The organism is Bremerella sp. TYQ1, from assembly GCF_020150455.1.
GTDB lineage: Bacteria > Planctomycetota > Planctomycetia > Pirellulales > Pirellulaceae > Bremerella > Bremerella volcania_A.
Window position 1 is genome coordinate 1,925,096 of the sequence record NZ_CP083740.1, and the last position, 22,377, is coordinate 1,947,472.

Below are 22,377 nucleotides of genomic sequence, written 5' to 3' on the forward strand. Positions count from 1 at the left end.
TCTCGTTAACACTTCTATTGCCAAGATCGAGTCGGGGCCTAGGAATTCCAATTCGAACTCCGATTTCACGCGCAGTTTAAGTAAGGTAGCGGGGTAATCTCAGGCCACTTCAAAGATAAAATCCTCAGGTGGGTTCGGAAACTCGGCTGGCCAAATCGTACACTCAATATCGCCCGACAACGCTGCTGCAAGAAAGGACGTCATGGGCATATCGAACTGTTGCCATACGCGTCCACGCCCTTCACCAACAATCACAGGCCACGTTTCTGGATGGCCTGTTGTCAACCAATAAAGTGTATTACCGTTTTCGTCATTGCCCCATGGGAGAATACCTGGAGAATCGGGGTAGATGCCATACGGCACCTCCTCATCTCCCTCGGTTGCTTTTAATTCTCTTCGAACTTTGCAAATACGTTCCACACTCGGGATAAGTGCGAGATACTCAGACGAGGCGAACGGATTGAAGACCCGAATGAAATTGCCAAGTAGCCCGCTACCGTACGTGGAAACGAAATCCCTGTAATCCAGAGGTAAAGCGATACCTAGCTCTTTCTCAATCTCTTTCCAATCCGGTTCCGCAGGAACTTCCGTCGGCGACGCCGGTGATGGAACGATGGCTGTCAGTTGCTCAATTGACATGAAGTATCCCTGCTGCACGATCCCCCAGGAAGTTGACTATTCAGAAACTCGCCCGAGCGACTAATCTTTTACTTGTAGCACGATTCTAGAAGATGCGACAATTCATTGACACTCTGGGAAAAGCTGGCGGCGCCGATCCTCTCACCACAAAGATCTGGATGACACACATTGCGAAGAGTATTTGAGTTGGCTTTGGAGGCAGCATGCTAACTGGCGACGAGTTCATTCAACGTCTAATCCGGGCAGGCATTGCGACACAAGAAACCATCGTGCCTTGCAGCGATGCAGACATTGCACGCATTGAGGATGCGGTTGGCTTGCATCTACCCGATTACTACAAACAATTCTTGCTCGCTGCTGGAAAGTGCGCGGGAGCGTTCATGGATGACTGCAGCTTTTATTATCCCGAGTTGCTGCAGATGACCGCCGAAGCTAAGCGGATGCTAATAGCGTTTGAAGGCAATCGTCTTCGGCTTCCGGCTGACGCGTTTGTGTTCATGGACCGCAGGGAGAACTTTTTATTCTTTAGGACGAGTGAAAAGTTGTCGAATTCGATAATCGCTTATGAAGAAGATCATCGCAAGTTCGACGACTATGACAACACTTTTTGGGGCTATGTTGAGGGAGAGCTCCTGGAAACGGAAGAGTTCTTTGCAAAGTTTTTGAAGACTGGAACTTGTGATGATTACCTGCGAAGAGCAATGCAACGAGCAGAGCAAGTAAAACATCTGTGAGCACTTTCTGAGAATTGCTGAACCAATTACCAAGCGAACACCAGCCCCAGCGATTGTCGTGGACTGGCATTCGGCAATCTGAAATCATCCGAAGCGACAAATCATGGCCGCGATAAGTATGGGTTGAAAGAACAGGCGAAATGAATGAGCGGGAAATTGAAACGCGTATTTGGAGCGAATCGTTGACGTCGCAGAGCGACACTACGATACGCGAGTCGGTTCTGTATCTTGCCAAAAAGCTTGGGGAGTACCTAGGCAGGGAGGTGGACGTACGTGAAATCAATATTGACGCCGGAGATAGCGGAAGCTGCTCGGTTTACGCCAAGCGCAACCGTTGTTCGCCACTTACAATCGATTGGTACTGTACAATCGTCGTACGCTTGCCTGAAGATTTCGAGGAACAGCGAACACAGGTTTTTGCGACACTCCTAGCATTCATAGATGGCAAGCGAATTGGTCTTCAAGGACACGCAGGACAGAGCGTTCTGCATTTGCAATATAGGCCTGGAGATACGCAAAGCGGGGAATGGGAAATCTCGCAATGGAGCAAGGATGACTATGGCGAATGGGAATCCAGTGAGACGCCTCCCTGGAGCTAACGCAGCAGAGATTGAGTCAACCAGTTGCTTCCATGTCGAACACCTCGTAGGACAGTACCGCCAGATGCAGACGGCCTTCCCGCGGTTTCCCGATCTTCGATCGTCTCAGAATATTTGACCTCGTGGTACAATAGTTGAAATTTACAAGTGCTGAAAAACGGAAGCATGCCTCCAGCCAATAGCGAGATCATGGCAGACTTTTTGAACCGGGTTGAATCCCTTCCTTGGTTCCACAATCTTGGGCAGGATCCGCCATGGGACTCTCATTGCCGACAGATTCAGGACTGGAGCGAGTGGCCTGGCCCCGAGGATCCATCGGTTTCAGAAATCGCCTATCGACAACAATCGCTCTACGATGAACTCATGACAGGCGAACACTCAGAGCAACTGAAGGAGTTGTGGGATCGAATTCACGCCATTGTAATTCGTGTCGCATCTTCCCGAGTGCCGTATGACGCCGATCGAGACTCTTGGCATCCGCCGAATGCGGCAGTGTGGCAAGCAGCATGGACTGCTGGTTTGATGGGCCTTTGCCTCTACCTAGGGCATCCGACTCCTCCGGAGTTGAGGACGCAATGGGAATGGTTTGCCCTGGGGCACTGGCCATGCGACTGGGATGGAGACTTTCCAAGTGGTAAGCTGGTAATTTACTAAGTGGACCATGTCATCCAGATGGAAAGACGTAAGGACGACATCGTTCCCTAACCCTGCTCATACCCCATTTTCCTGTCGCGGTTCACTCGCGACGTACATGGAGAGTTGCTAGGTTAGATTGTCGACCGACGGGCATTTTCAAGTAGAAACTACTTTCAGGGAAAGCTGCAGAGTACTTTTGTCCTGCGAATCAAACCTGCAGTGGTCGATACTGAAGTCCGTTAGCCTGCGAAGATAGCAATGACAATGTAATTGTCATGTTTCTCTTGAAACGAGTTTAACGTGGCTAGGGGTGCCGTCGAGTGAGGTATATTTACAACACCAGTTAGATAGCATTCAGATGACGACAAAAGGGCCTCGCCAAATCCGAGCTAAACTAGAACGCTTTTTACGTTCTTATCCGTATCTAGTAGAAGCTATTTCCGCTGCAGCATTGGGAATCATCTGTGCTTCCATTGCTCTAGGAATAACGTTTTTGGTGTCTGACCTAACGGTTGCCATAGCGTTTTCGATCGTAGCCGCAATTTTCGGTGCAATAATTGGGTGGATTATCGCCGACCTAATCTTGTTTCTTTCTTTTGTGGTTTTGATAGCCATTTTTCCAGAGAAATGGTGGATCCTCGTTCTATCAGTTTGTTTAGCAATCGCCTTTACTGTATTTCATCTCCTAGCAAACGTGTTTGTCGTACACCACGCCGTCCTTTACTTTGCCGGGGGTTACGTAGTTACGGTAGTGCTGCTTCATCTCGCATTGTCTTTGTGGAGATTTATTTTCCGATTAGTCGGCCATAAGAACAACAATGGCGACCCCCAAGGTACATGATGGTTGTCGAGCATGTCACAAATGCCCTCAGCACCAAGATTCCAAGTGTTCTTAATCCATCAAAGCGAAATACCCCGCTAATAAATCAGCTTAGCGATGCTTTTCTCGCTGAATGACTTAGTCGAGCGAAATCCTCGAAACGAACGGTCAAGATGCGGTCAGGTAGCGCAAATCTGTAGTCGGCAAGATGGCAACCGCAAGACCTGGTCCCACGATGGAACCAGCTTTTTGACCGAGCCCCGGATTCGAAGAATACGCTCAATACATCTTCATAAGTGAGTGTGGTTTAGTTATGGCCAAATTTATCAATCAAAACGAAGCACTGGAGTACCAGGAAAGTATCAGCGATCCCGTTATCGCAGCAATGCTGGAGAGAGGCTATCGGACAGTCTTATGGCACATGGGTGACTTTCGGGCCGATGCTGATTTTGACGTACTTTATTTCCTGAAGCTTTTGGAGGCGTTTTTCAAAGGTAATGAGCAGCGGATCTCCCAGGAATTATTGGGGCAATTCGGAAGTGACGAGGACGTCGATTTTTCAAAGTTTGATTAAGCGAAACGCCGTTCATTTTGGCATCTCGCAGTAGCCTAAGCATAGCGGCGAGTTGTACAACCTTTAACACGGCAACCGAGCCACCTGGATCTGCGATCGGGGCAACCGGTAACTAACCGAGCACCGGGCCCGGAAGCATTGCCGGGCTAACTTCTTACCGGTACAAGTACACCTACAACTCCACGAACAATCGGAGTGAGGGGCGTTTTGAAGTCATGTCCATAGAACTCGATATAATTCCCAATACGACTCAAGACATTTGCTGGCACGAAATTGTTTTATCGGCAAGAGCCCTGGCCGCAGACGGCGATTCGTTTCCAAATGACTTGCAACTACATGATTTGAAATCGAAAGCATTGATCGAAGGTTTCGAGCCGTTGAAGTGCCCCGGATATTACTACTGTACCTCGGAAATAGGCTCTACCCTTTCGCTCATCATCGAACCGACCGTCGGAGGTGAAGAAGACCGTTGTTACCTCTCTGATGTCGGACATCGCCTCTCCCCTGAAGAACGCGACACAGTTTTTGAGAAATGGATGTCAGCTGCGCGACTGATATCCATTGAAAGTGGCGGCGGAAGGCCAAAAGGAGAACTCAAGACCGCGATGGCTATGGCAATTGCAATAGCACAACTGACCTCCGGGCTCGTCGTAGTCAAGGACTCGTTGGTCCACAATGTTGAAGTTGGCATTTACGCTTCAGAAGAGATTCTTTCGCTTCCCTGGACGAGTTGACCATTTCCACTTGGACACAAATGTAGGCAGGGCCCGCAAGTGCAAGGGAAGCAAGGGAGCCCCAACACGAAATTGTCACCGTTTGTTTGAAACGTAAATATGGATCCAGAAGAAGCCGCTAAACTGCTTAGGCTGGGAGAAAGCTTGGGTGTCGAGAGAGGGCACATCCTGCGGCTTCGGGCCTACGAGAACGATGACGATTTGGCTAAATGCCTCCTAGCGATCCAATCAGAGTCCAACATGGCGAATCATTTGGTCAGGGAGTTACTGATTTCGTCTTTTGGCATATCCATTGGTGACATTCAAATTCTTCACCTTGGGTGGGACGGTGCGATATCGGACGCTGACCTCAACGTTGGTCTTCGAGAGCGAATTGTGAGGACTGACAAGCGCTAGTTGATAAATTGCCTCTTTTGTGATGTTACCACCAGGGGCGTCCCGGTAGGCACGGTGGTCATGGTTCGCCAGCGTTTCATGATGAACTTGGAGAAAAAATCGATCAGGCAAATTCGCTTGAGGAATTGAAAGTGGCATTGACGCAACTTGCGCAACGCAGGTCAATTACCAACTTGCCTCCGTTAATTACAAGGTGATAGAGTGGTGCAAGTGTACGTTGGATACTCGCTGGTAATGACGGCTGATCAGATGACGGAATGCCTTGACATCGATCCGAGTCACCCAGAAGGCACATCTGTCATTGAAAGGCTGTTTGGCTGTGGTTACGTCAGGCCGGGCGACTTTGAAGTCTACGGTGATGAAGACATGCAAGGAGGGTTTTCAGTATCAGAGATCAAAGAGTGTTTTCCATTTGAGACAGGCGAATTGGATCTTTGGAAAGTCGACCTGAAAGCAGCAACTTGCGTCTTCTGGATTAAGAGCGAATCTGAATGGGATTCAATGGCGGCCGATGGAATCGCAATCAGTGACAAGTTGAATGTCGGCAAGTTTTTCTTCGAAAATGATACAGCAGAATAGATGTTAATTCAGCTTCTGCATCACGATCTTCGCAGGCTGTGCCGATTTGAACGGTTGCAGCTTTGCCGGTTGAGCCGGCTTCCACGGCTTGAACACCGGCACGCCTGCTGGCGGCGGCTTGGGCTTTTTGCTCAAGCTCTTGTTCACCGCTGAATCTCTCGGCAATGGGTTCATCTTCGACAGCCCGATGACAGCGTTCTTGTCGTTGAGCCCCAAGCCTTCGCATTACCGTCGGTGTCGCTCTGCCAGCCATCCGCGAAACGTCTTCCTGCAAGTATCTACGGTTAGGGTGGCCCTTTCCCTTGCGTGCGTGAGCGTTCGCTTCGGCATAAGGAAAAAGAACCGGGCGAAGCCGATGCAGGGGCCAGAGCGACCAACTTTCCCACCAACTTTCCCACCAACTTTCCCACCAACTTTTTCGCCTTCGATTGATGGATTGAGTGCGGCAATTTCAATTGCCCGAGGACGAATGGCCGAGGCCTTACTCTCAATCTCAGCGATGGTGGTATTCTTCGGTATCGCTAGTGGCCTGGCGAAGATTTCTGACGGGATCAAAGGACTGATCAACACAACCGAAGGGATTCTGAAAAATCTTAAAAATGCCGAAAACGTTAATGAAGCGGTCGATACCGTAAGAAAGGGACTTCGTATCGGCAAAGTGACGGTTGAACAAGCCGAAGAAGCCATTACCGGAATACCTGCACTCGTCGGAGATGAGGCCCTGGAGACAGGCGTTGATGCCACCACGGAGAAGCACCTCTGGGAAACAGGGGGCAGAGAGCTTGACGATTTTGGTGACGGGCATAAATACTATGAGCTTAAAAATGGAAAAATTGGAAAGTGTAGTGACCCTTGTCGAGTTTATGATGATCTGGATGAGGCACTTAAGGCCCCACAGACGGTGTTGGGCGGACCAAGTTGGGCTTCGTGGGATTTGCTGCCAAAAGTCAACCGGAGAGGACGGATTCATGCGAACATAAACGGTAGACTTTACTCAGAACATGCAGTTCCAGAGGATGTCGCCAAGAGCATTGGGCAACGCACCCGGTGGTATTGCCGGTCGTGGTGTGCCGCCTTCTGTTGTCGAAGACATGATCCAGAATGGCACGATTAGTGGCATGCCAGTGTCTGGATCAACGATCCGAGTCAGCAAGACCCTTTGTAACGTTGAAGTAGTTCTTGAAGAAGGCATAGTAGTCACGATCATCAGACATTGAATTCTATGATATGGTGCATTTGTGGATGAACACACGCAAATTCTGCTCGACAAGACAGAGCAACTGTTTCAGCAGTTTCGCAGCCGTGTTATCACGCTAGAGGAATTGCAAAATGGAATAGTGGGCATTGCTTCAGCGTTCGAGGGCGGCTTGGGAAATCAGATTGGCACGGCACTCAACAAACTGGAGGGCGATCTCGAACACATTCGATTCATGTCACAACCAGAAGATCACTTCCCTGATGCTTTGGATCGAATCACGCAAACGAAAAGAGCGATTAGAAACGTGCGTGGGACCAAGGGCTGAGTATCCCAAAGTCAAGAAGTCAACATGCTCCATCAAGATTTCACGCAACCACCCTCGCCCCCACCTTTTTTTGACGCCCATTCCCACGAAAAGCATTTTGCAACTGCGTTTGCCTTTGCTCTTGCAAATTCACCCGCCAAAGCATGGCCGGTGCGTTTGCTTTCGCATGTGCCCGGCTATTCGCCCCGTGCCTTGGCTCCTGCATGAGCCGTCTGCATCTGCACCGAACGTCCGCCCCAGCGTCTGCTTTCGCATGAGCGGGCCATCATCCGCTTCGACGCTTGCTCTTGCGTTGGCCGCCCACCATCCGCTTTGGCATCAGGCATCTGGCGACCGCATCAGCGCTGGCGACCGCCCCAGCACGGCCGCCTGGCATCGCCGACGCCAAGCAAACGCCAGTGCGAAAGAACGACGAAAGGGTCGCGACTTTCTTCGGCGAAAATAGCGTAATAAAAGTCAGGAGTGGTCAGCAGATGACAGGGGGACTGATACATGCCGAGAGAATTACTTGTTATACGCCACGAAGAACAACTTACTCCGGGCAGATATTGATACGCCGGCATGCAACTTGTTCAATATGCTTTAGATTTGCTTTGGCAAGCACATTCGGAACATGTTGATGACAAAATTCTTTCAGACGCAGTGGACCAAATTGAATCACTTGTTCCCGTTGATGTTTCTGACTGCGAGCGTGCCGCCACGGAGGCTGTCGGAGGGTGGGTGTTTTTCTTAACCAGCGTCTACAGCACGCTACGATGCCTGCTCGGGCAGAAGCCGTCATTTTGGGCCCTAGAATCGGCTGAAAACGCCGTCAACGCCTTTTATCACCGGGCGGAAGATCGTTTCATGCGAGAACAGGGAAAGCGCTGGTACAGTTCAGACGAATCGGAAGTAAGGGCTAACTCGCCAGAGATTGCTCAAGAGATCGAATTTCAGTGGCGATGCCTGGAACGCTGCCAGCAGGGCCAGCCCATCTCACGCCAGTCGCCTCCCTAATCCAGGTTATATAAAATACTCGCGTCTTGGTCTTCAATGCGACCACGATCACGCTGTTTAACTACCAGTATGACGCGGCCGGACAACGCACGTCGGTGGTCGATGAAGATGGCAACCGCACGACCTGGACCTACGATGGTGCCAGCCAGCTTCTCACCGAGCACCGGGCCCAAAGCTTTGCCGGGTCTACTGCCTTCCAGACGAAGTTCGTGTTGAACGATGGGGCATTTGAGCTGGCAGACAACAAGTGCCCAACCCGTGTCCGGTATGTCCTGGACCCGCTCACCAAGTAGATGGCATTTTAGAGGTCAATTGATCATGGAGTCTTCCTCACCCACCGCGAAGAACCTGAGCCGGTCTTCAAAATCGAAGTGGAAGGGGATCATGTCTACAGGGTGGGCGTGAGCGGAGTGCTGGTGCATAATGCATCGGCTCCGAGTGGATACTGCGATCCTTCAGGCCGCCGCTACCGATCCTCCGCAAGTTAAAAAGATTCAGAAAAAGGATCGACAATCAGCACCGAAGAAATCAAAAGGCAATACTAAGGCTAAACGTCAGAAGGTGGAGAAGGAGAGTTCCGAATTTAAAGCAATTCAGAAGAAACTTGATGGCAAGATTGAGGAGTGTGAGAATATATGCATAAACTTGCTGGATGACGAAAATGCGTCGGCACCGCTTCCTTGCTGCAGCGGATTCACACACGGCGGCTCTGTAACTCTTGTCGAAATCGTGAAAGTAAACGGTCGGGAAGTTTCAATCTACGGCAAGGGCCAAAAGACAGGAGACGACAAATGTCCTGGAGGTGTCAATAAGCATAGGCAAGCATCTGTCAAGACGGCACGAAAGGCCGCAATGACCGGAAAATATGATTACCTCACCATGAACAGGCAGTGGAGTACGACCACCGGAGGTGTTTCGACTCACACGGATCGTCCTGATGTCATCGGCGTGCGTTGTGATGGGAAGGTCGATGCCTGGGAGATCATCTCCGAAAACGACAAACCCAAGGACTTGCAAAAACGGGTTGACGAGGGGATGGCAACATTACCGAAAGCGAATCGGGGAAACACGTTCGTGATCGACAAGTTCTGTTAGGATTACAGAGACATGAATCGAGAAGTCGCAGAAGATTGCATGGCGATCGCCTTCTACGGCGTTCAAGCAGATGCTGAAACGCTTGGGGCCTTTTACGCTGTGTTGATCGACTGGTTCAACGCCGCTGGTTGTCCACCTGATAAGCTTTCAGTGGATGGTTCTGGTTTCGGTGGAAAACCCGTGCCGTTTGGGAATGCAGACAAAAGACTGCGGAAGAAGGGATTTTCCGGTGTCGATTCATTTGATGTATATGCAATGCTGCCAAAAGGAACGACGCCAACCGTCGATTGGTGGGCGACGGCGTCTCTATCTTTGGATTACAAGCCATCATTCTTTGTACAAGCTCGCCGATCCTTGGCAAGCCTTGAAGAGCCGAGCGTGAGCAATTTTGTCGAGAAGTGTGTTGCTGCCCTAACTCCCGTTTACGGAATCGCTTACTATCGGGATCACAGCAGGGGGCCAGGGTTTTACGCAATTGGATTGAATTATGTCACACCGGACAATGTGATTGGGGACGATCCAGAAGAACTTGAGGCCGTATCAAAGTGGGGATACGTCGGCCTGAATAGCGAGGTCTATCGGGATGGTGTCATTCGAGATGTGTATCCGTACAATTATCTGACTGATCCACACTTGAAGATGCAGGTCCACGGCAAAACGCTGGAGTCATGGATATCATCAGATGATTCCCGTGGGACATTGCACAAGATTGGTGACCAGATGATGGTTTGGCAGGTCGGCAGTGAACAGGTCGAATCGGTGCGATCCCTCTTGGCTGAGTCTGGCATAATCTTCGATTGGAACAAGTACAAAGAGGACTGATTGCATTGTGTGCATCGTCTATCATTGCCCCTGCTTTCCCTCCCGCATTTCCGGTTTCCCAATTTCTGCAGCATACTTGGTCACGCTTCAGCAACCCGCCATCCCGTCCACAGTGTAATACTTAGTACGTACGCTTTTGTGATGAATTGATTTTGAGGACTGAGCAATGTCGTTGAGCCAACTTATCGGGCTGATTTCTCCGCCTAACACTCCGGAATTTCAGGGCGATGTACAAGATGAGAATGCGGTCGCGGCATCGCTCGGTACGCCATTGCCAGATGACTACTTAGCCTTCGGTCATGCGTTTGGATCGGGTAGGTTCTGCAATGAGTTCATACGCGTCTTCAATCCGTTTTCTCCTGAATACATCGATTTGGTGAATGGTCGTTTGTCGGCCCTACGGTCCTCTGCAGAGCGAGGCGAGTTAGACAGATATCCAGTATTTCCAACGACTGATGGCTTGCTACCCTGGGGCGATGACGAGAATGGAAATATTCTTGGTTGGCTGACGCGCGGTAGTCCCGATCAGTGGGTGGTAGCAATCCGAGAACAAGGCAATGGAGTTGAGGTTTGGGAGATGTCGTTTTCAGAATTTCTCTGCAAAGCGTTTCAGAATCAAATCGATGTTGCGATCTGGGATGAACCATTTCAGCCAGAGGAACTCAACTTTGAACCAAGTTAGATCTGCTCCTTAGTTAATTCCTCCCCCGCCCTTCATCGAAGGGCCAGCAACGGCTCTTTCGATCGCCCCTTGTCCGCCTTTGCAAGAGGGAGAAGGCCAAAGGATCACCGGGCGGTTCTCGCACACTGCTGGTGACCTCTACGACCTGAAGCTGACCAGCGAGACAGCCCCGCTGGGCGTTACCGGCAGCCACCCGTTTGGGTCGATCGAAACGATTGGGTAAGCACGCTGACCTGACCGTGGGTGAAGTGCTAATTACTCTAGAAGGCACCACCACCGTCCAATCGATCACCCACCGCGATGAACCGGAGCCGGTCTTCAACATCGAAGTGGATGGCGAGCATGTTTATCGGGTGGGCGAGAGCGGAGTGCTGGTGCATAATGCGTCCACCAATCAGCACGCCCCTGCTTCCGCAAAGCCCGTGATGCCGACGAGCGTTACAATGGCATGGCGAGTGCTCGATGAGCAGAACGGTCCAAGCGGTACGTTCGTCATCCAGAATGACCCTCAAATCAACACGCAAGATCCGTGTCGTGCGAGGAGTCTCCCGTGCAGGCAATAATACCTCGGTGATTCATGTTTACTGACAAGACATCAGAATTGGCGGCATTGGTTTCTCCTCCCGATGCCCCCTTGGACTTTGACGAAACCGTTTTGCAAAGAAACCAGGGCATTCTCAGAATCGAGTTCCCTGCGGACGCTGTAGAGTTTGCCAAGGTGTTCGGGAGTGGGAGGTTCAAGTGTGCTTATACTTGGGAAGTGTGGAGTCCGTCCCGACAAACGTTTCCATTGATCGTCCTAGAGTCCAGTTGCATTTTCAACATGTTCAAGGAATCGATGGAGATTGACGACGTCCCATTTGCGATCTTTCCCGACGTTGGAGGGATTCTCCCTTTCGCTACTAGCTCCGATGGTGATTGGGTCTGCTGGATCACGAAGGGAGAGCCGAACGACTGGAAGGTTGTCGATCTCTATCAGTACGAACAAGGTTTCTACCAAATCTTGGAGATGGGGTTTTCTGAGTATTTCTACAACGTGCTCACACGGAACGTCGTTCTGGATCGTCTCAAGGAAGGTGACGTTTGGAATCCCGATGAAGTGGAGTTTCAGCAGAAAGTCCGAAAGGACCGAGACTATGGTGGCTAATAAGTCCCTGTATTCTCATGTGCAGAATTGTGCGCCCTTCGCCTTCGACCGGCAATTGCTCTTCGCTGAGTTAGTCGCTGACCTCCCCTGGGCCTACGATCTGCACACCGGTATCCTCTCCTTTGGCGATCGCTTCGCCTGGCAAGCCGAAGTCCTCGGCACCGAATCCGAAGAGAGCGGCACTTGGCTCTGGGCATGGGCGAACGAAGGGAGCGACATCCCAAAGCAACAACAAGGCGCTTCGCTCATCCGCATATTCCCAAACCGCCTGCTTGATGGCCTGAAGCGTTGTCCTCAGCATATTGCAGGAGGGGAAACGCCGAGTGTTGGGTTTCCAATTGTATTGCTCCGCAGCCCCAACTGAATAGAAGTCTACGGCGCTCATGTCAGCGGCAATCCATTCCTTTGAGGTTGTATATTTTTTTGGATAAGGACCGTCGGTGTGACAAAGCTTACCGCCGGATAGCTAAAAAGAAAAAAGGGCAGGGCCGCCCAACTGGGCGGCCCTGCGAGACTTATCTGCGGATCGAAATTCTACCGTCGTGAAGAACGACCGCGGCAACGACCGGCGTGAAATCCCTTCCGGCTTCCCAATTGCTTTCCGGTTTTGTAGCAAGCCCAGGCAACGACGGCCCAGAATGCAGCCTGCACGATGGTTTCCATAAATCCTCCCACTTCTCGAAGTAACAAACACTACCTGTCCGAGCGTCGAAAATTCACACAACGAGGATGATATCGGTGCTGACGCCGCCCGCGCTGCTGACCACCTCGGATCAAACGCAGATCGACTTGATCCGCTGCATTCCGAGGATGCGTCGTTCGTGACAAGACTGCTGTTTCCGAAATGCGGGAGTTAGGCTGCTTTCGGTTCATAAGACCCGCTCCCCGAAGGCTCCCATGCTCTCAATAAATCGACTTCGTCCCAGTCGATGACGTTCGGGCCGAAACCGACTTCGTCGTCCAGGTCGTCAGAAGGTTCCTCCACGAGCGAAAATCCAAGTTGGCGGACCGTGGCAACGGTCTCGCCGGTAGCCTCGGCAACGGCTCGGTAGAAATCTGAAGTTTGCATAAGTTCATTTCTCCTTAGGTCAAGAAACAGAAATAGCCCTTGCCGGATCGCAATCCAGCAAGGGCTTGGAAAGGTTGTGATAAACAGGTTGCGTTAGTCGTCGCCTGGAGAGAGCCAATGCTCTTCCAGCCAACGGACTTCGGCGGTCAGCGCGGCACTTCGACTACTGAAAGGACCGAGCTTCGGCCCGCCGACGGGCGAAAGATCCGCGAACCACTGGCCGTGTTCGTTCGGTTCGACATGCGAACCTCGCGAGATCGACGGTTTGCCGAGCGTATGGAGGTCGAGTGTCTCGTCATAGAGACAGCGAATTGCCCCCGTGGATGAGATGACAAGTTGCATGGGGCACCTCACTTCGGGGAGCGGATAATTCGCCGACGAGGGCGATCGACCAATAGATCGTCCAGCGTGGCCTGAACGCTCGATAGTTCACGGCTAACTGTCTGTCGTACCTGAGCGTCGTCTCGTAGCGTCTGAGGCTGAACGCCCTGGACAATATCCTGGCACTGCGAAACGAGCGAGTCGAGTTGGTCGTTCGATCGAACATTCAAGGAACGAAATCGTTCAAAGAATGCATTCAAATTGCCAACCGCCGAGTCCCGAAAGACTTTGGCGCGACCATCCTGCTGGCCCGAGAGTCGTTCTGTCAGATGTGTTACCAAGCCCGAAAGCTCTTCAACGAAGGCGGACTCGGCAAGCTGAACTGCCTCGTCAAAACGAGCCTGCACACGACGACACTCTTCCTGGTACAGTCGAGGATCGAGTTGCCGCAGATAGGACGGAGCTTCCACATTCGGGAAGTCCCAGGTAACGTCGAATAGCCCGATCAACGACATTGGGTAATCGGCCTCGTTGTAGAGGCGACCGAGTCGCTGGCGTGCCGCCTCTTTCAGCGAGAAATAATCTTCGTCGAGTTCTTCGACTGCCTTGATCAGGTCCTGGCGATGCTCGCTCATCCAGTCTTGAAACGTATCGACCCTATCCTGCCGAATCAGTCGTACGGCTGGCTCTGGATACGGCAGACTGATGGACGTCCAAAACGAGCGGATGCGATTCCGCTCCGAAGTCACGGCTTTGAAACGTGGATTCTTCGTGTCCAGCAGCTTCTTGCCCGCACTCAAGAATTCACCCTGGGCATCGAAGGACAAGGCTGCCTGAGCCCTTTGAGCACGAGTCAACGTCTTCTGCGTACCCAGCCAAGTAAAGTTGACGCGGGTGGCGCACATGGTGGATCGCAGCCTCCCGGAGGGGCTGCTGCGATCGGTCGGCTGTTCTAAAGTTGTTGCCGTCATAAATACCTCACTTGAAGATGGGTTAGTTTTGGGCTAATTGGATTCAGGATTCTGCGTTAGTCGTCGCCGCGACTTTCGCGTCGCCTGAGTCGCTGTGGTGAACACGCCCCCGGACTCGGCAGACAGACAGCGACCGCTCGCCCAGTTCCGGAGCCGCTCAACCGATTCGGCGGATGTGACGGCGACCGGAACCACGTTCTGCGCCGCCTGCACCAGGGGAACATTCAAGAGAGCAGATAACCGGCAACAAGCACGGATCTCGGCGCCCGTCCACGATCCGTCGTCGGGCAGTTCCTGCGAGGGATTCAAACCAAAGCGGTCCAGGTACATCTGCCAGATGGCTTGCTTCTGTGACTTCCCAGGTAAGTCGAGAAAGAAAATTGCATCAAAGCGTTCTGCTCGGGTGAGTTCCGGCGGCAGCTTGGAGACATCGTTGCTGGTGGCGATCACAAAGACATCCGACTGGTGATCGGCCAGCCAGGTTAGTAGCGTCCCGAGCATTCTTGAGCCGACACCGCTATCGGTCTGACTCGAACCGGATGTGCCGCCGAGGGCCTTTTCCAGTTCGTCGATGAAGAGTACCGCAGGCTGCATCGCATCGATGATTTTCAACGCCCTGCGAGTTCGCTCCTCGGTTTGACCGACGATGCCGCCCATGAGTGCCCCGACATCGAGCGTTAGAGTCGGCCTGCCAATCTCGCGGCCAAGCGCTTTGGCGAAGGCCGACTTGCCAGTACCAGGCACACCCAGCAGTAAAACGCCCTTCGCTTGGACCGAGCGGGATTCTCGCGATCGCAGTGCCTGACAGCAAAACTGCTTGAGCGAATCCAACCCTCCCAGTTCGGCAAAGGACTCGCCGCCAAGATGGAGCGATAGCAGGCCGCTCTTGATGAGCGTCTGCGACTTGAGCTGCCATATGGCCGACGGCTCCAGTCGGCCATGTCTCACCAGGGACAACGCAAACGCGTTCTCCGCTTCATAGCGGCTCAAGCCACAGGCCGCATCGAGAATCCGTTCTCGTTCAACACCTGTGGGGAACTCATCCCCTTCGGTCGCGATGTCCGTTGCAATCTCCGTGAGCTGTACCCGAGAGGGCAGCTCATGCTCTATCACGGTGAACACGCGTTCGAGTTCAACTGGTAGCTGAACCACGGGTGCCAAAATCACCAGAAAACGCTGATGACCTTTCCCCTGCGAAACCTGGTGAAAGATCGCCTGCACCACTTCCGCCGAACCGAGGAAGCGATGGAGATTGGACAGCACCAGGAGCGAGGGCTGTCCGTTGCTGGGAAGCGATTCGAGATATCGCACGGCCCCTAAGGGATCGGTGACCGATCCCGCTGGCGATTCCTCTTGGGCCATCGGGGCACCTCTGAGACCGACGTCGATATCCCAGGTATTCATCCGCCAGTCTTCGTCCCGGCAAAGCTGAGCCAGTTCGGCGATCGCATCATCCTGTTCGCAGCTGCGAATCCAGAGTCCGCTGAAGCCAGCCCGCACCAGTTCCTGAATTTCTTCTGCTAAGCGCATATTGATTCCTTGTAAATGAAGTCTAGAAACGAATAAGCTCGCGAGAGCGAGCTTTAGGCAGAGTGGGCTAGACGCCCGATCGTGGTCAGCCAACTGGCGATTTCGCCTTCAGGATCTCGGTCCCGAAGGTGGTCTACCGTCATGTGGCCTGCGCACTGCGTGTTGAGCCAACGTTTGGCGCGGCTGGACAGGCGATTCTGAGAGCGACGCGACAAGAGTTCCCAAGGCCTGTCGTGGAGGCCGTTCTCATAGAGTTGCTTGGCGACGAGGATGGCCACCGGGTCAAAATCGCCGAACGTAAGCTCGATCGGAGCAACCTCTCGGATCGCTGCTGGATGAAGATAGTTTTCCAGGCTACGCTTCCGCGTAAGCACCGCTCGACAGTTTGGCCGCTGGTTGATCACCTCGGCCAATTCCTGACGCTGTTCCGTTTCCGGCGGCACTTCATGGTCGAGCAAGAAGAACTCCGGCTTGCCCAGCGAAGCGAATCGATAGATCCAGCTGGGCAAGTTGCTGCCCCCGAAGGGAATAAATACCACTTGCCCTTGCTGTTCCATTTCTGCCAGATTCGGCAGGTCCGGATCGTGCGCATGCAGCGTCAACGAAATCCGGCGAAGGAACTCAATGTCGTTGGTTCCCTCGACAATCACCAGAACGCGTGCCAGGTCGATCATTCCGTGAGTAGGAGTTTCAGGTATGGGATCCATAGGCAGTTATTCCTTCTGTTCGATTTGATTTTGTTGCGTGATTTCCGAGGCGTGGAACTCGGCTGTAAGCGTCTCGGACGTTTGTTGTCCCAAGGCAGCTTCCAGGAAGCGACTTGCCTCGCGACACTCTGAGCTCTGAAAGCCCCGCGTTTCGAGGCGTGTCCTGCCTGTGGGGCTGACGGTGATCTCAATGATTTTCAAGAACCTACCCTCCAACTTGAATGACGAGCTTAATGCTTCCGTCCGGAAGCGACTGTTCAACGGCGGTGTGACCTTGCTTGCGGGCCTCGATCGTCGCCCGTTCGACGGCATACCGCTGCAGAAACTGATCGAGTTCTTTCTGGCTGCCCCAATGGCCGTTGTAGTTGTCGTAATCGAGCCGACCGGTCGTCACGTCGGCGACGACCGGGTAACGCCAATCTCGAAGTTGGATCGCCCAGCCCCGCTTGCGATCGTTGAACAAGCGAACCTCACCGTACGTAGGCTCGGGAAGTTGAAGTCGCCGTGTTGCCTGGCGGATCGCCGTAACATCACGCACTTCTGTTTCAATGGTGACGACGTGTGACATAGAACCTCCTGGGTAGAATGAATTGAATGTGGTTAACACGCAGGTCTCGAAGGCGATGACCAGTGAAGGGTTAAGACGTCCCTCATCTATTTATGCCCCGTTTTGGGCGGAAATTTAGTTTTCGAGAGCCTCGGCGTTATTCGATGAAGGGTCGACGTCTTGTTGATCGCGTCGATGGGCTTGCACGACGAGGTAGGCGAGGTTAGCCGCCAGTTGTGCTCGCTGCGAATCGGTCTCTGAATCTTGAGCATGATTCGAATCGGAAATGGGTGGCATTCATCCTCCTTTCATTAGCGTGATACTCCAAAATCGCTTAGCGCATGAAAAACGCCTCGTCACGAGGACGAGGTATTGATTAACAATCATTCACGGTCAGATTAGCGAGGACGCCGTTTCTTGCCGTTGTTGTAGGGGACGTTTGGCGGCTCAAGGCCTTGCATCTCGTACCAGCGACGGTAGCTGTACCAAACGTTTCCCGAATTGACGTTGTGGCCTTCGCGCTGCAGTTGCTTCGCTGTCTCGCGATGACTCATGCCCTCGACGTCGATCAGTTGATGCACGCGTTCGGCGATCAGGTCCAGGCGAGGCGGCTTGCGTAGCCAGACCGTGACCAGTCCCGTGGTAGGGGCATTGGCCCCTGGGAGCGGTTCGGAAAACGCCTTCAACAGTTGAGGACGAAAGGTACCCCGGACGTTCGTGCGTTTGCGATTGGCACGCTGTTCGACCTGCACCCAGATCTGCCCGCCTGTCAAAGCACGGAATACGGCGAGCGTCTTGTAAACGGCGTCCTCACCGAGGGCGCCATTCGCCGCGGTGCTCAGCAGATCGGACATCTCGGCCAGACGCTCGCGAATCTGTTCGACCGTCATCGTGTTGGTCGTCCCGTCGACCGCCCGCTGCAAGCGATTCACTTCGCTCTGGGCGGTGTTGCGCTGCAACTGTGCAGCCCGCAGTCGGGCCTTGATCTCCTTGCGATCGTCCTCGGTACCTTCGCCCGACATCTCGAATAGATCGTTAACGCGGTTGTTGAGCAAAGCCAACTGCTTACGAGCCTGGATCAGTTGTTGTTCCAAGCCTTGGTCCGCCTGGGCATCCAACTGCTGGCTTTGCAGCACAATCGACTCGATCAGCTCCGCATCGCGCAGGATCAGCTGACTGATCCTATTACAGATCGCCTCGACCGCCTCTTGGCGGCGAACGGCCGACTTGCACGGACACTGGTCGCCATTCTTACACTGCATTGCCTTGCCTTGTGCGCCAGTCTGGTAGAACCGAACGGGTCTTTTAGTGGTGCTACAGCGTTCACAGAAGAAGTATTCTGTGGTCAAAGCCCATAGTTTCAGCGATTGGGCCCGTCGAGGGCCACGGGGACCTGTCTTGCGGGCAGCAAACATTGTCTGCAATGCCTCGAACGTGGTGTCATCGAGAATCCTCAGTTCTTCGCACTGGACGACTGTGACTTCATCATCAGGCTGTTCAACTTGTTTAACATTGTCCAACTTGGTCGAGAACTGATTGCGGCGTCGACCGAATTCCCACCTTCCGGTGAGACGCGTATTGGTGAACAATCGCCGATAACACTCGTATCGCAGCTTGCCCGTGGACGCCCGGGGATCGACGGGACCATTGAACGCGTTCCAACGTCTCACGCCCTCCCGAACGGACATTCCATCCAGCAAGAGCTGCGCATGCTCTTGAATCAGTTTCGCGGCGTCTGAATCGATCTCAGGCATGGTGCGAGGGAGACCGCGATTGGTTGGTGGGGCGTTTGGGATCTCCTTGCGGCGATAGCCGATTCCGATGGCCCCCGTCGTCCAACCGTTGAGAAACAAGCCCGTGAGACCCGAGCGAACATGATCGGCGATCGTATCGAGTAGCATATCATCCATGAGGCCATGAACCTGGAGTTGAAGTTTCCAAGTCTTGCGATCATTCGTATCGATCCCCTGTGAGACACTGACCGCGCGGAGACCTTCTTCCACGACCTCTTCATTAATGAATTGGAATCCTTTACCGGCCTGGCGAAACAATCGGCTTGCTTTGTAGACCAAGAGGACCTTGGCATGTCGTCTGCGAAGGATAGCTTTCGCACGATCGAGACCGGCTCGCTGGGTCCGTTTTCCCTTGACGCCTTCATCCACCGAGATGAATTCCGGTGGAACGTAGATGCGATTCTTAGCCGCCCACTGAATACATTCGCGGACCTGGTCATCGGTCGAATGCTGGAGTTTGGTGCTAAATCGGGAATAGATGGTCCCAATTTCATAGCCACGAGCAATCGCCCAATCGAGTCGCTTTTCTAGGGACGCTTCCGGATCGAATCCGGTAAGGACAAAGTTGCAAAAAGCGGACATCTCGGACCACCATTTGACAACTTCGGAGGTGAGTTTGTCGGTTGCGGCACCCACACTAGAGATTTCCTGATTCATTGTCGTGCCTCTATTGAAACTGATGATTTAGAATAACTCGGGCTTGTTGCTCAAGTGTTTGTGATAGCCCGTTGAATGACTGTTATTTGCAAGAGATTACTTCTTGCGTAGTTCGGGCCTGTAGAACTCAACAGAATGTGTATCGAAAGGAGATACGCCAAAAGAAAGCGCTCCGCAGATACGGAGCGAAGAAGCATAGTTTTCACTGAGGTGTGAGCCTAAGAGCTAGGATTTCCCTCATAGTTTATGACACGTTTTCGCTGAAAATTTAGACTGCCGTTGCCTGTCGCGGGTCTTGAATCACCCTTATTACCCAATTGCGTGAGTGTTAGGCAGTGTCACCTGCAGTTTGGTAATATGGCAGCGATTCTTAGCCTTCAGCGAGTGAAGTGAGCTCGGAGCTATCCGATTTTCCGGCCAATATTTTATGTCCTAGACCAAATTGGCGGCGCCTCAGCAGCTTGGCTAAAAAGCGGTTCTGCTATTCACAAGTTTTATGACACGAAAACGGCCAGAATTTAGGTCCTGTTGACCATTGCGTTTGACGACTTCGGACGATAGCCCTGCGCTGTCAACGGATCTAAATGCTAAGTGATCCCCCTACATATTATGACGCGAAAACGCCTGAAATTTAGGTAAACCACGGTTCGTAGGCCCTCACTTGCCCGTTCATCGACGTCTCAATCGTCTTCGGCCGACTGAAGAGCATCGAACATCCAACAAAACTGATGTCTATTCGATCGCCAATTCGCAAAGAACCACGGCCGCAATAGCCGTCGATAAGAGATAACAAACCTCTCATGAATACTTGACGCGAAATCACCTTCAATTTAGCTAGGCAAGAACTCGCTCGGGCATTCGGAAGTTAAATCAATGGATTCTTCCGCGCATCAACGAATCGAAGACGCCCGAAACCATCGTCCTGTAGTAGCGTTACGTCCTCTAGCGGTAGATCAAGCCGATACCCCAGACGTCGTACGGACTCGATTCGCTTATCGAGCTCTTGGCATTCCAGTAAAACGTCCGATAGTCGGTGTCTTCTTGAACGAGAGGACTTACCTCCCAGAGCCTCTTTGTCGACGACTTGAGTTGAAGACTTTCCAAGGTTCCATAAAAAGTCCCAGGCTACGGGCTGATTGTCCCATTCGCCTCCCCCAATCAATTGACCTTCCCAAAAGACTTGCCGAGGCGATCTATCAACCAGGACAAGGCGTGCTTGGTCAGCAGCCCACGCGATCAGTTCGTCAGGGTCTTCCGGGATCTCATAGAACGTGGCCACTTCTTGTAGAGATGCCGCGATCTGACGCAGGATAGCCGGATCGCAGAGCGAGAGTCTTTCTGTCCCTAAGGTTTGATAAGCTCCTTCGGGAAGTCTTTCAACGACTGGGACATCGCTACGCCTTCGTACACACATCCGAATTTGAGGGCTGGCAGTGTGCCATGCGTCTCGTGAGAAGCCCAGACATTCTAAGTCGGGGTTACGGGCATAGGCCGCGTAGACCTGGACTAGAGCATTGCAGGCATTGCGTCTACGAAAATTCTCACCATGGCAAGCCTGAGCTAACGCCTCGACAGCTTGATTCAACTGAATTCTCGTATCGAAGATTCGGGAGGAGATTTTGCGTCCCTCGTCGTCGCGGCCAGGAATGTAATGACTAATTCGCTCGCCCAAACGCACTACCAAATTCTTCCAGAACTCGACTCTGGCGAGTAAGTAACGAGAAATATAATCACCCAAAGGAATTCTTCGTTCCTCCGCCCGGAAATCCGACGTAAGGGCACGGTTAGGATCTCTAAGCAAAAGCTGATCCTCAGGGTGAAAGAAGTCCAACGCATAGGCGAGTTGAACCCAAGGTCGAGACGCAATCCCGTTAAGGGCCACTCGATCCTCTTCCGATATTTGAAACTCTGACGGATTCGACATGGACTGGTCTATGAATTCCAGGCCGTTTGCAAGCGTCTGAGCATATTGAACGATCGCCTGATCGGCATCCTCTAACTTTCGATGCTCTGGTGTAATGACCTCCTCAGTGCAAAAGTGATCCAGCGACCACCGCGTCATCAATTGAAAACTGCGGTTACGGCAAAGCTCCTCTACGACAGGACACACTTCGTCTCGCAACCACGCCTCGGCGTCATGCGAAACCGCCTTGTTAAGCGTCGCATGGAGCGGCATGGATAGTCTCTCGAATCCTTGGAGTGCCAATCTAAGTCGATTCATGATCGGATCTTATGAAGAGTCTTCCGGGGTCAATTCATTTGTCGCCTCATGCGACAATTGTGCGACAGTGGCTCGATATGTTGAAGCGGACACCTCGAAAATACGAGCACTACCGCATCCTCGATGTCCGACGAACTGCTAACAAGCCACGAAGCCGCTAAAAGACTGGGACTGTCTGTAGCCAGCCTCTATGAATGGCTGGCGCGTTCGGACAGCGGAGAATTTATCCTACGGGGAACCCCTTTTACCATCAACTACTTCCAGGGGGGATCACGCGGCCAGGGTCGAATCCAGATCGAAGCTTCCGAAATCGAACGTATTAAAGAGGCTATGCGAGTCCGGCCCAAAGCGACCCCGAAACGTCGACAGACCATTCAACCCATGCATTTTCCCGGCATCACGGTTCCCTTGGGAAAACCTGATAACGCTTGAGCGTTCTATTTTGTGGCTCTTGAGCCATGTATTCCCCGAGATGCGGATTGTTTGGACTGCTAAGTGAGCGTTTGATTTCGAGCCAAACAGTCGCAACCCACAAAATTGCGCAATCTGCTCATTCTACTGGAGCTACTTGGTTAACGCTCTACC

General features: G+C 52.5%; 24 protein-coding genes. 13 read left to right on the forward strand and 11 right to left on the reverse strand.

What is annotated here, in order from left to right:
* Window positions 1–99: 99 nt before the first annotated feature.
* Window positions 100–639 carry an SMI1/KNR4 family protein gene (locus tag LA756_RS07295; RefSeq protein WP_224439212.1) on the reverse strand — a complete coding sequence of 180 codons (540 nt, stop codon included), beginning with the start codon at window positions 637–639 and terminating at the stop codon, window positions 100–102.
* Window positions 640–842: 203 nt separating this feature from the next.
* Between LA756_RS07295 and LA756_RS07300 the strand changes: the two genes are divergently transcribed.
* The 12 genes from LA756_RS07300 to LA756_RS27335 all read left to right on the forward strand — a co-directional run bounded on the left by LA756_RS07300 (window position 843) and on the right by LA756_RS27335 (window position 12,340).
* Window positions 843–1,373, forward strand: coding sequence for an SMI1/KNR4 family protein (locus LA756_RS07300; protein WP_224439213.1), 531 nt, complete (start codon window positions 843–845; stop codon window positions 1,371–1,373).
* A gap of 140 nt (window positions 1,374–1,513) precedes the next feature.
* The gene (locus tag LA756_RS07305; protein ID WP_224439214.1) at window positions 1,514–1,972 is read left to right on the forward strand and encodes a hypothetical protein; all 459 of its coding nucleotides are present in this window, start codon (window positions 1,514–1,516) and stop codon (window positions 1,970–1,972) included.
* Window positions 1,973–2,137: 165 nt separating this feature from the next.
* Window positions 2,138–2,626: a hypothetical protein gene (locus LA756_RS07310; RefSeq protein WP_224439215.1), complete on the forward strand. Its 489-nt coding sequence runs from the start codon at window positions 2,138–2,140 to the stop codon at window positions 2,624–2,626.
* A gap of 1,115 nt (window positions 2,627–3,741) precedes the next feature.
* Window positions 3,742–4,002 carry a hypothetical protein gene (locus tag LA756_RS07315; RefSeq protein ID WP_224439216.1) on the forward strand — a complete coding sequence of 87 codons (261 nt, stop codon included), beginning with the start codon at window positions 3,742–3,744 and terminating at the stop codon, window positions 4,000–4,002.
* A gap of 215 nt (window positions 4,003–4,217) precedes the next feature.
* Window positions 4,218–4,736, forward strand: a complete 519-nt coding sequence (locus LA756_RS07320; protein WP_224439217.1) for a hypothetical protein — start codon at window positions 4,218–4,220, stop codon at window positions 4,734–4,736.
* Window positions 4,737–7,795: 3,059 nt separating this feature from the next.
* Window positions 7,796–8,230, forward strand: a complete 435-nt coding sequence (locus LA756_RS07340) for a hypothetical protein (RefSeq protein WP_224439221.1) — start codon at window positions 7,796–7,798, stop codon at window positions 8,228–8,230.
* Between the two features lie 26 nt (window positions 8,231–8,256).
* Window positions 8,257–8,523, forward strand: a complete 267-nt coding sequence (locus LA756_RS07345) for an RHS repeat domain-containing protein (RefSeq protein ID WP_224439222.1) — start codon at window positions 8,257–8,259, stop codon at window positions 8,521–8,523.
* A 145-nt stretch (window positions 8,524–8,668) separates the two neighbouring features.
* Window positions 8,669–9,325 (forward strand): hypothetical protein, encoded by a 657-nt coding sequence (locus LA756_RS07350; protein ID WP_224439223.1) that lies wholly within the window; start codon window positions 8,669–8,671, stop codon window positions 9,323–9,325.
* 12 nt (window positions 9,326–9,337) lie between these two features.
* Entirely contained in the window at window positions 9,338–10,147 is an 810-nt protein-coding gene (locus LA756_RS07355) for a hypothetical protein (RefSeq protein WP_224439224.1), read from the forward strand.
* A gap of 166 nt (window positions 10,148–10,313) precedes the next feature.
* Window positions 10,314–10,829: an SMI1/KNR4 family protein gene (locus LA756_RS07360; protein WP_224439225.1), complete on the forward strand. Its 516-nt coding sequence runs from the start codon at window positions 10,314–10,316 to the stop codon at window positions 10,827–10,829.
* Window positions 10,830–11,667: 838 nt separating this feature from the next.
* The gene (locus LA756_RS07365; RefSeq protein WP_224439226.1) at window positions 11,668–11,976 is read left to right on the forward strand and encodes a hypothetical protein; all 309 of its coding nucleotides are present in this window, start codon (window positions 11,668–11,670) and stop codon (window positions 11,974–11,976) included.
* Window positions 11,966–12,340 carry a DUF6882 domain-containing protein gene (locus LA756_RS27335; RefSeq protein WP_369123649.1) on the forward strand — a complete coding sequence of 125 codons (375 nt, stop codon included), beginning with the start codon at window positions 11,966–11,968 and terminating at the stop codon, window positions 12,338–12,340. Before LA756_RS07365 ends, LA756_RS27335 begins: the two co-directional genes overlap by 11 nt.
* 489 nt (window positions 12,341–12,829) lie before the next feature.
* Here LA756_RS27335 and LA756_RS07375 read toward each other — a convergent pair whose 3' ends face one another.
* From LA756_RS07375 to LA756_RS07420, 10 genes are all read right to left on the reverse strand, one after another.
* Window positions 12,830–13,045 (reverse strand): hypothetical protein, encoded by a 216-nt coding sequence (locus LA756_RS07375; protein WP_224439228.1) that lies wholly within the window; start codon window positions 13,043–13,045, stop codon window positions 12,830–12,832.
* Window positions 13,046–13,138: 93 nt separating this feature from the next.
* Window positions 13,139–13,387 (reverse strand): hypothetical protein, encoded by a 249-nt coding sequence (locus LA756_RS07380; RefSeq protein WP_224439229.1) that lies wholly within the window; start codon window positions 13,385–13,387, stop codon window positions 13,139–13,141.
* 8 nt (window positions 13,388–13,395) lie between these two features.
* Window positions 13,396–14,271: a hypothetical protein gene (locus LA756_RS07385; RefSeq protein WP_224439230.1), complete on the reverse strand. Its 876-nt coding sequence runs from the start codon at window positions 14,269–14,271 to the stop codon at window positions 13,396–13,398.
* Window positions 14,272–14,370: 99 nt separating this feature from the next.
* Complete coding sequence (locus tag LA756_RS07390) at window positions 14,371–15,867, reverse strand: AAA family ATPase (protein WP_224439231.1); 1,497 nt, start codon at window positions 15,865–15,867, stop codon at window positions 14,371–14,373.
* A 53-nt stretch (window positions 15,868–15,920) separates the two neighbouring features.
* The gene (locus LA756_RS07395) at window positions 15,921–16,574 is read right to left on the reverse strand and encodes an ATP-dependent endonuclease (RefSeq protein WP_224439232.1); all 654 of its coding nucleotides are present in this window, start codon (window positions 16,572–16,574) and stop codon (window positions 15,921–15,923) included.
* A 6-nt stretch (window positions 16,575–16,580) separates the two neighbouring features.
* Window positions 16,581–16,775, reverse strand: coding sequence for a DUF2997 domain-containing protein (locus LA756_RS07400; RefSeq protein ID WP_224438218.1), 195 nt, complete (start codon window positions 16,773–16,775; stop codon window positions 16,581–16,583).
* A 4-nt stretch (window positions 16,776–16,779) separates the two neighbouring features.
* On the reverse strand, window positions 16,780–17,142 hold the full coding sequence (locus tag LA756_RS07405) for a DUF1257 domain-containing protein (RefSeq protein ID WP_224438217.1): 363 nt from the start codon (window positions 17,140–17,142) through the stop codon (window positions 16,780–16,782).
* A gap of 114 nt (window positions 17,143–17,256) precedes the next feature.
* Entirely contained in the window at window positions 17,257–17,418 is a 162-nt protein-coding gene (locus LA756_RS07410) for a hypothetical protein (protein WP_224438216.1), read from the reverse strand.
* Window positions 17,419–17,519: 101 nt separating this feature from the next.
* Window positions 17,520–19,571, reverse strand: coding sequence for a recombinase family protein (locus LA756_RS07415; protein WP_224438215.1), 2,052 nt, complete (start codon window positions 19,569–19,571; stop codon window positions 17,520–17,522).
* 865 nt (window positions 19,572–20,436) lie between these two features.
* Window positions 20,437–21,792 (reverse strand): hypothetical protein, encoded by a 1,356-nt coding sequence (locus LA756_RS07420; RefSeq protein ID WP_224439233.1) that lies wholly within the window; start codon window positions 21,790–21,792, stop codon window positions 20,437–20,439.
* 123 nt (window positions 21,793–21,915) lie between these two features.
* Here LA756_RS07420 and LA756_RS07425 point away from each other — a divergent pair, with 123 nt between their 5' ends.
* The gene (locus tag LA756_RS07425; protein WP_224439234.1) at window positions 21,916–22,224 is read left to right on the forward strand and encodes a helix-turn-helix domain-containing protein; all 309 of its coding nucleotides are present in this window, start codon (window positions 21,916–21,918) and stop codon (window positions 22,222–22,224) included.
* The last annotated feature ends 153 nt before the right edge of the window (window positions 22,225–22,377 follow it).

Coding starts and splice junctions, on each gene's coding strand:
- LA756_RS07295 (WP_224439212.1), bottom strand. CDS start 639: ATGTCAATTGAGCAACTGACAGCCATCGTTCCATCACCGGCGTCGCCG.
- LA756_RS07300 (WP_224439213.1), top strand. CDS start 843: ATGCTAACTGGCGACGAGTTCATTCAACGTCTAATCCGGGCAGGCATT.
- LA756_RS07305 (WP_224439214.1), top strand. CDS start 1,514: ATGAATGAGCGGGAAATTGAAACGCGTATTTGGAGCGAATCGTTGACG.
- LA756_RS07310 (WP_224439215.1), top strand. CDS start 2,138: ATGCCTCCAGCCAATAGCGAGATCATGGCAGACTTTTTGAACCGGGTT.
- LA756_RS07315 (WP_224439216.1), top strand. CDS start 3,742: ATGGCCAAATTTATCAATCAAAACGAAGCACTGGAGTACCAGGAAAGT.
- LA756_RS07320 (WP_224439217.1), top strand. CDS start 4,218: ATGTCCATAGAACTCGATATAATTCCCAATACGACTCAAGACATTTGC.
- LA756_RS07340 (WP_224439221.1), top strand. CDS start 7,796: ATGCAACTTGTTCAATATGCTTTAGATTTGCTTTGGCAAGCACATTCG.
- LA756_RS07355 (WP_224439224.1), top strand. CDS start 9,338: ATGAATCGAGAAGTCGCAGAAGATTGCATGGCGATCGCCTTCTACGGC.
- LA756_RS07360 (WP_224439225.1), top strand. CDS start 10,314: ATGTCGTTGAGCCAACTTATCGGGCTGATTTCTCCGCCTAACACTCCG.
- LA756_RS07365 (WP_224439226.1), top strand. CDS start 11,668: ATGGAGATTGACGACGTCCCATTTGCGATCTTTCCCGACGTTGGAGGG.
- LA756_RS27335 (WP_369123649.1), top strand. CDS start 11,966: ATGGTGGCTAATAAGTCCCTGTATTCTCATGTGCAGAATTGTGCGCCC.
- LA756_RS07375 (WP_224439228.1), bottom strand. CDS start 13,045: ATGCAAACTTCAGATTTCTACCGAGCCGTTGCCGAGGCTACCGGCGAG.
- LA756_RS07380 (WP_224439229.1), bottom strand. CDS start 13,387: ATGCAACTTGTCATCTCATCCACGGGGGCAATTCGCTGTCTCTATGAC.
- LA756_RS07385 (WP_224439230.1), bottom strand. CDS start 14,271: ATGTGCGCCACCCGCGTCAACTTTACTTGGCTGGGTACGCAGAAGACG.
- LA756_RS07390 (WP_224439231.1), bottom strand. CDS start 15,867: ATGCGCTTAGCAGAAGAAATTCAGGAACTGGTGCGGGCTGGCTTCAGC.
- LA756_RS07395 (WP_224439232.1), bottom strand. CDS start 16,574: ATGGATCCCATACCTGAAACTCCTACTCACGGAATGATCGACCTGGCA.
- LA756_RS07405 (WP_224438217.1), bottom strand. CDS start 17,142: ATGTCACACGTCGTCACCATTGAAACAGAAGTGCGTGATGTTACGGCG.
- LA756_RS07410 (WP_224438216.1), bottom strand. CDS start 17,418: ATGCCACCCATTTCCGATTCGAATCATGCTCAAGATTCAGAGACCGAT.
- LA756_RS07415 (WP_224438215.1), bottom strand. CDS start 19,571: ATGAATCAGGAAATCTCTAGTGTGGGTGCCGCAACCGACAAACTCACC.
- LA756_RS07420 (WP_224439233.1), bottom strand. CDS start 21,792: ATGAATCGACTTAGATTGGCACTCCAAGGATTCGAGAGACTATCCATG.
- LA756_RS07425 (WP_224439234.1), top strand. CDS start 21,916: ATGTCCGACGAACTGCTAACAAGCCACGAAGCCGCTAAAAGACTGGGA.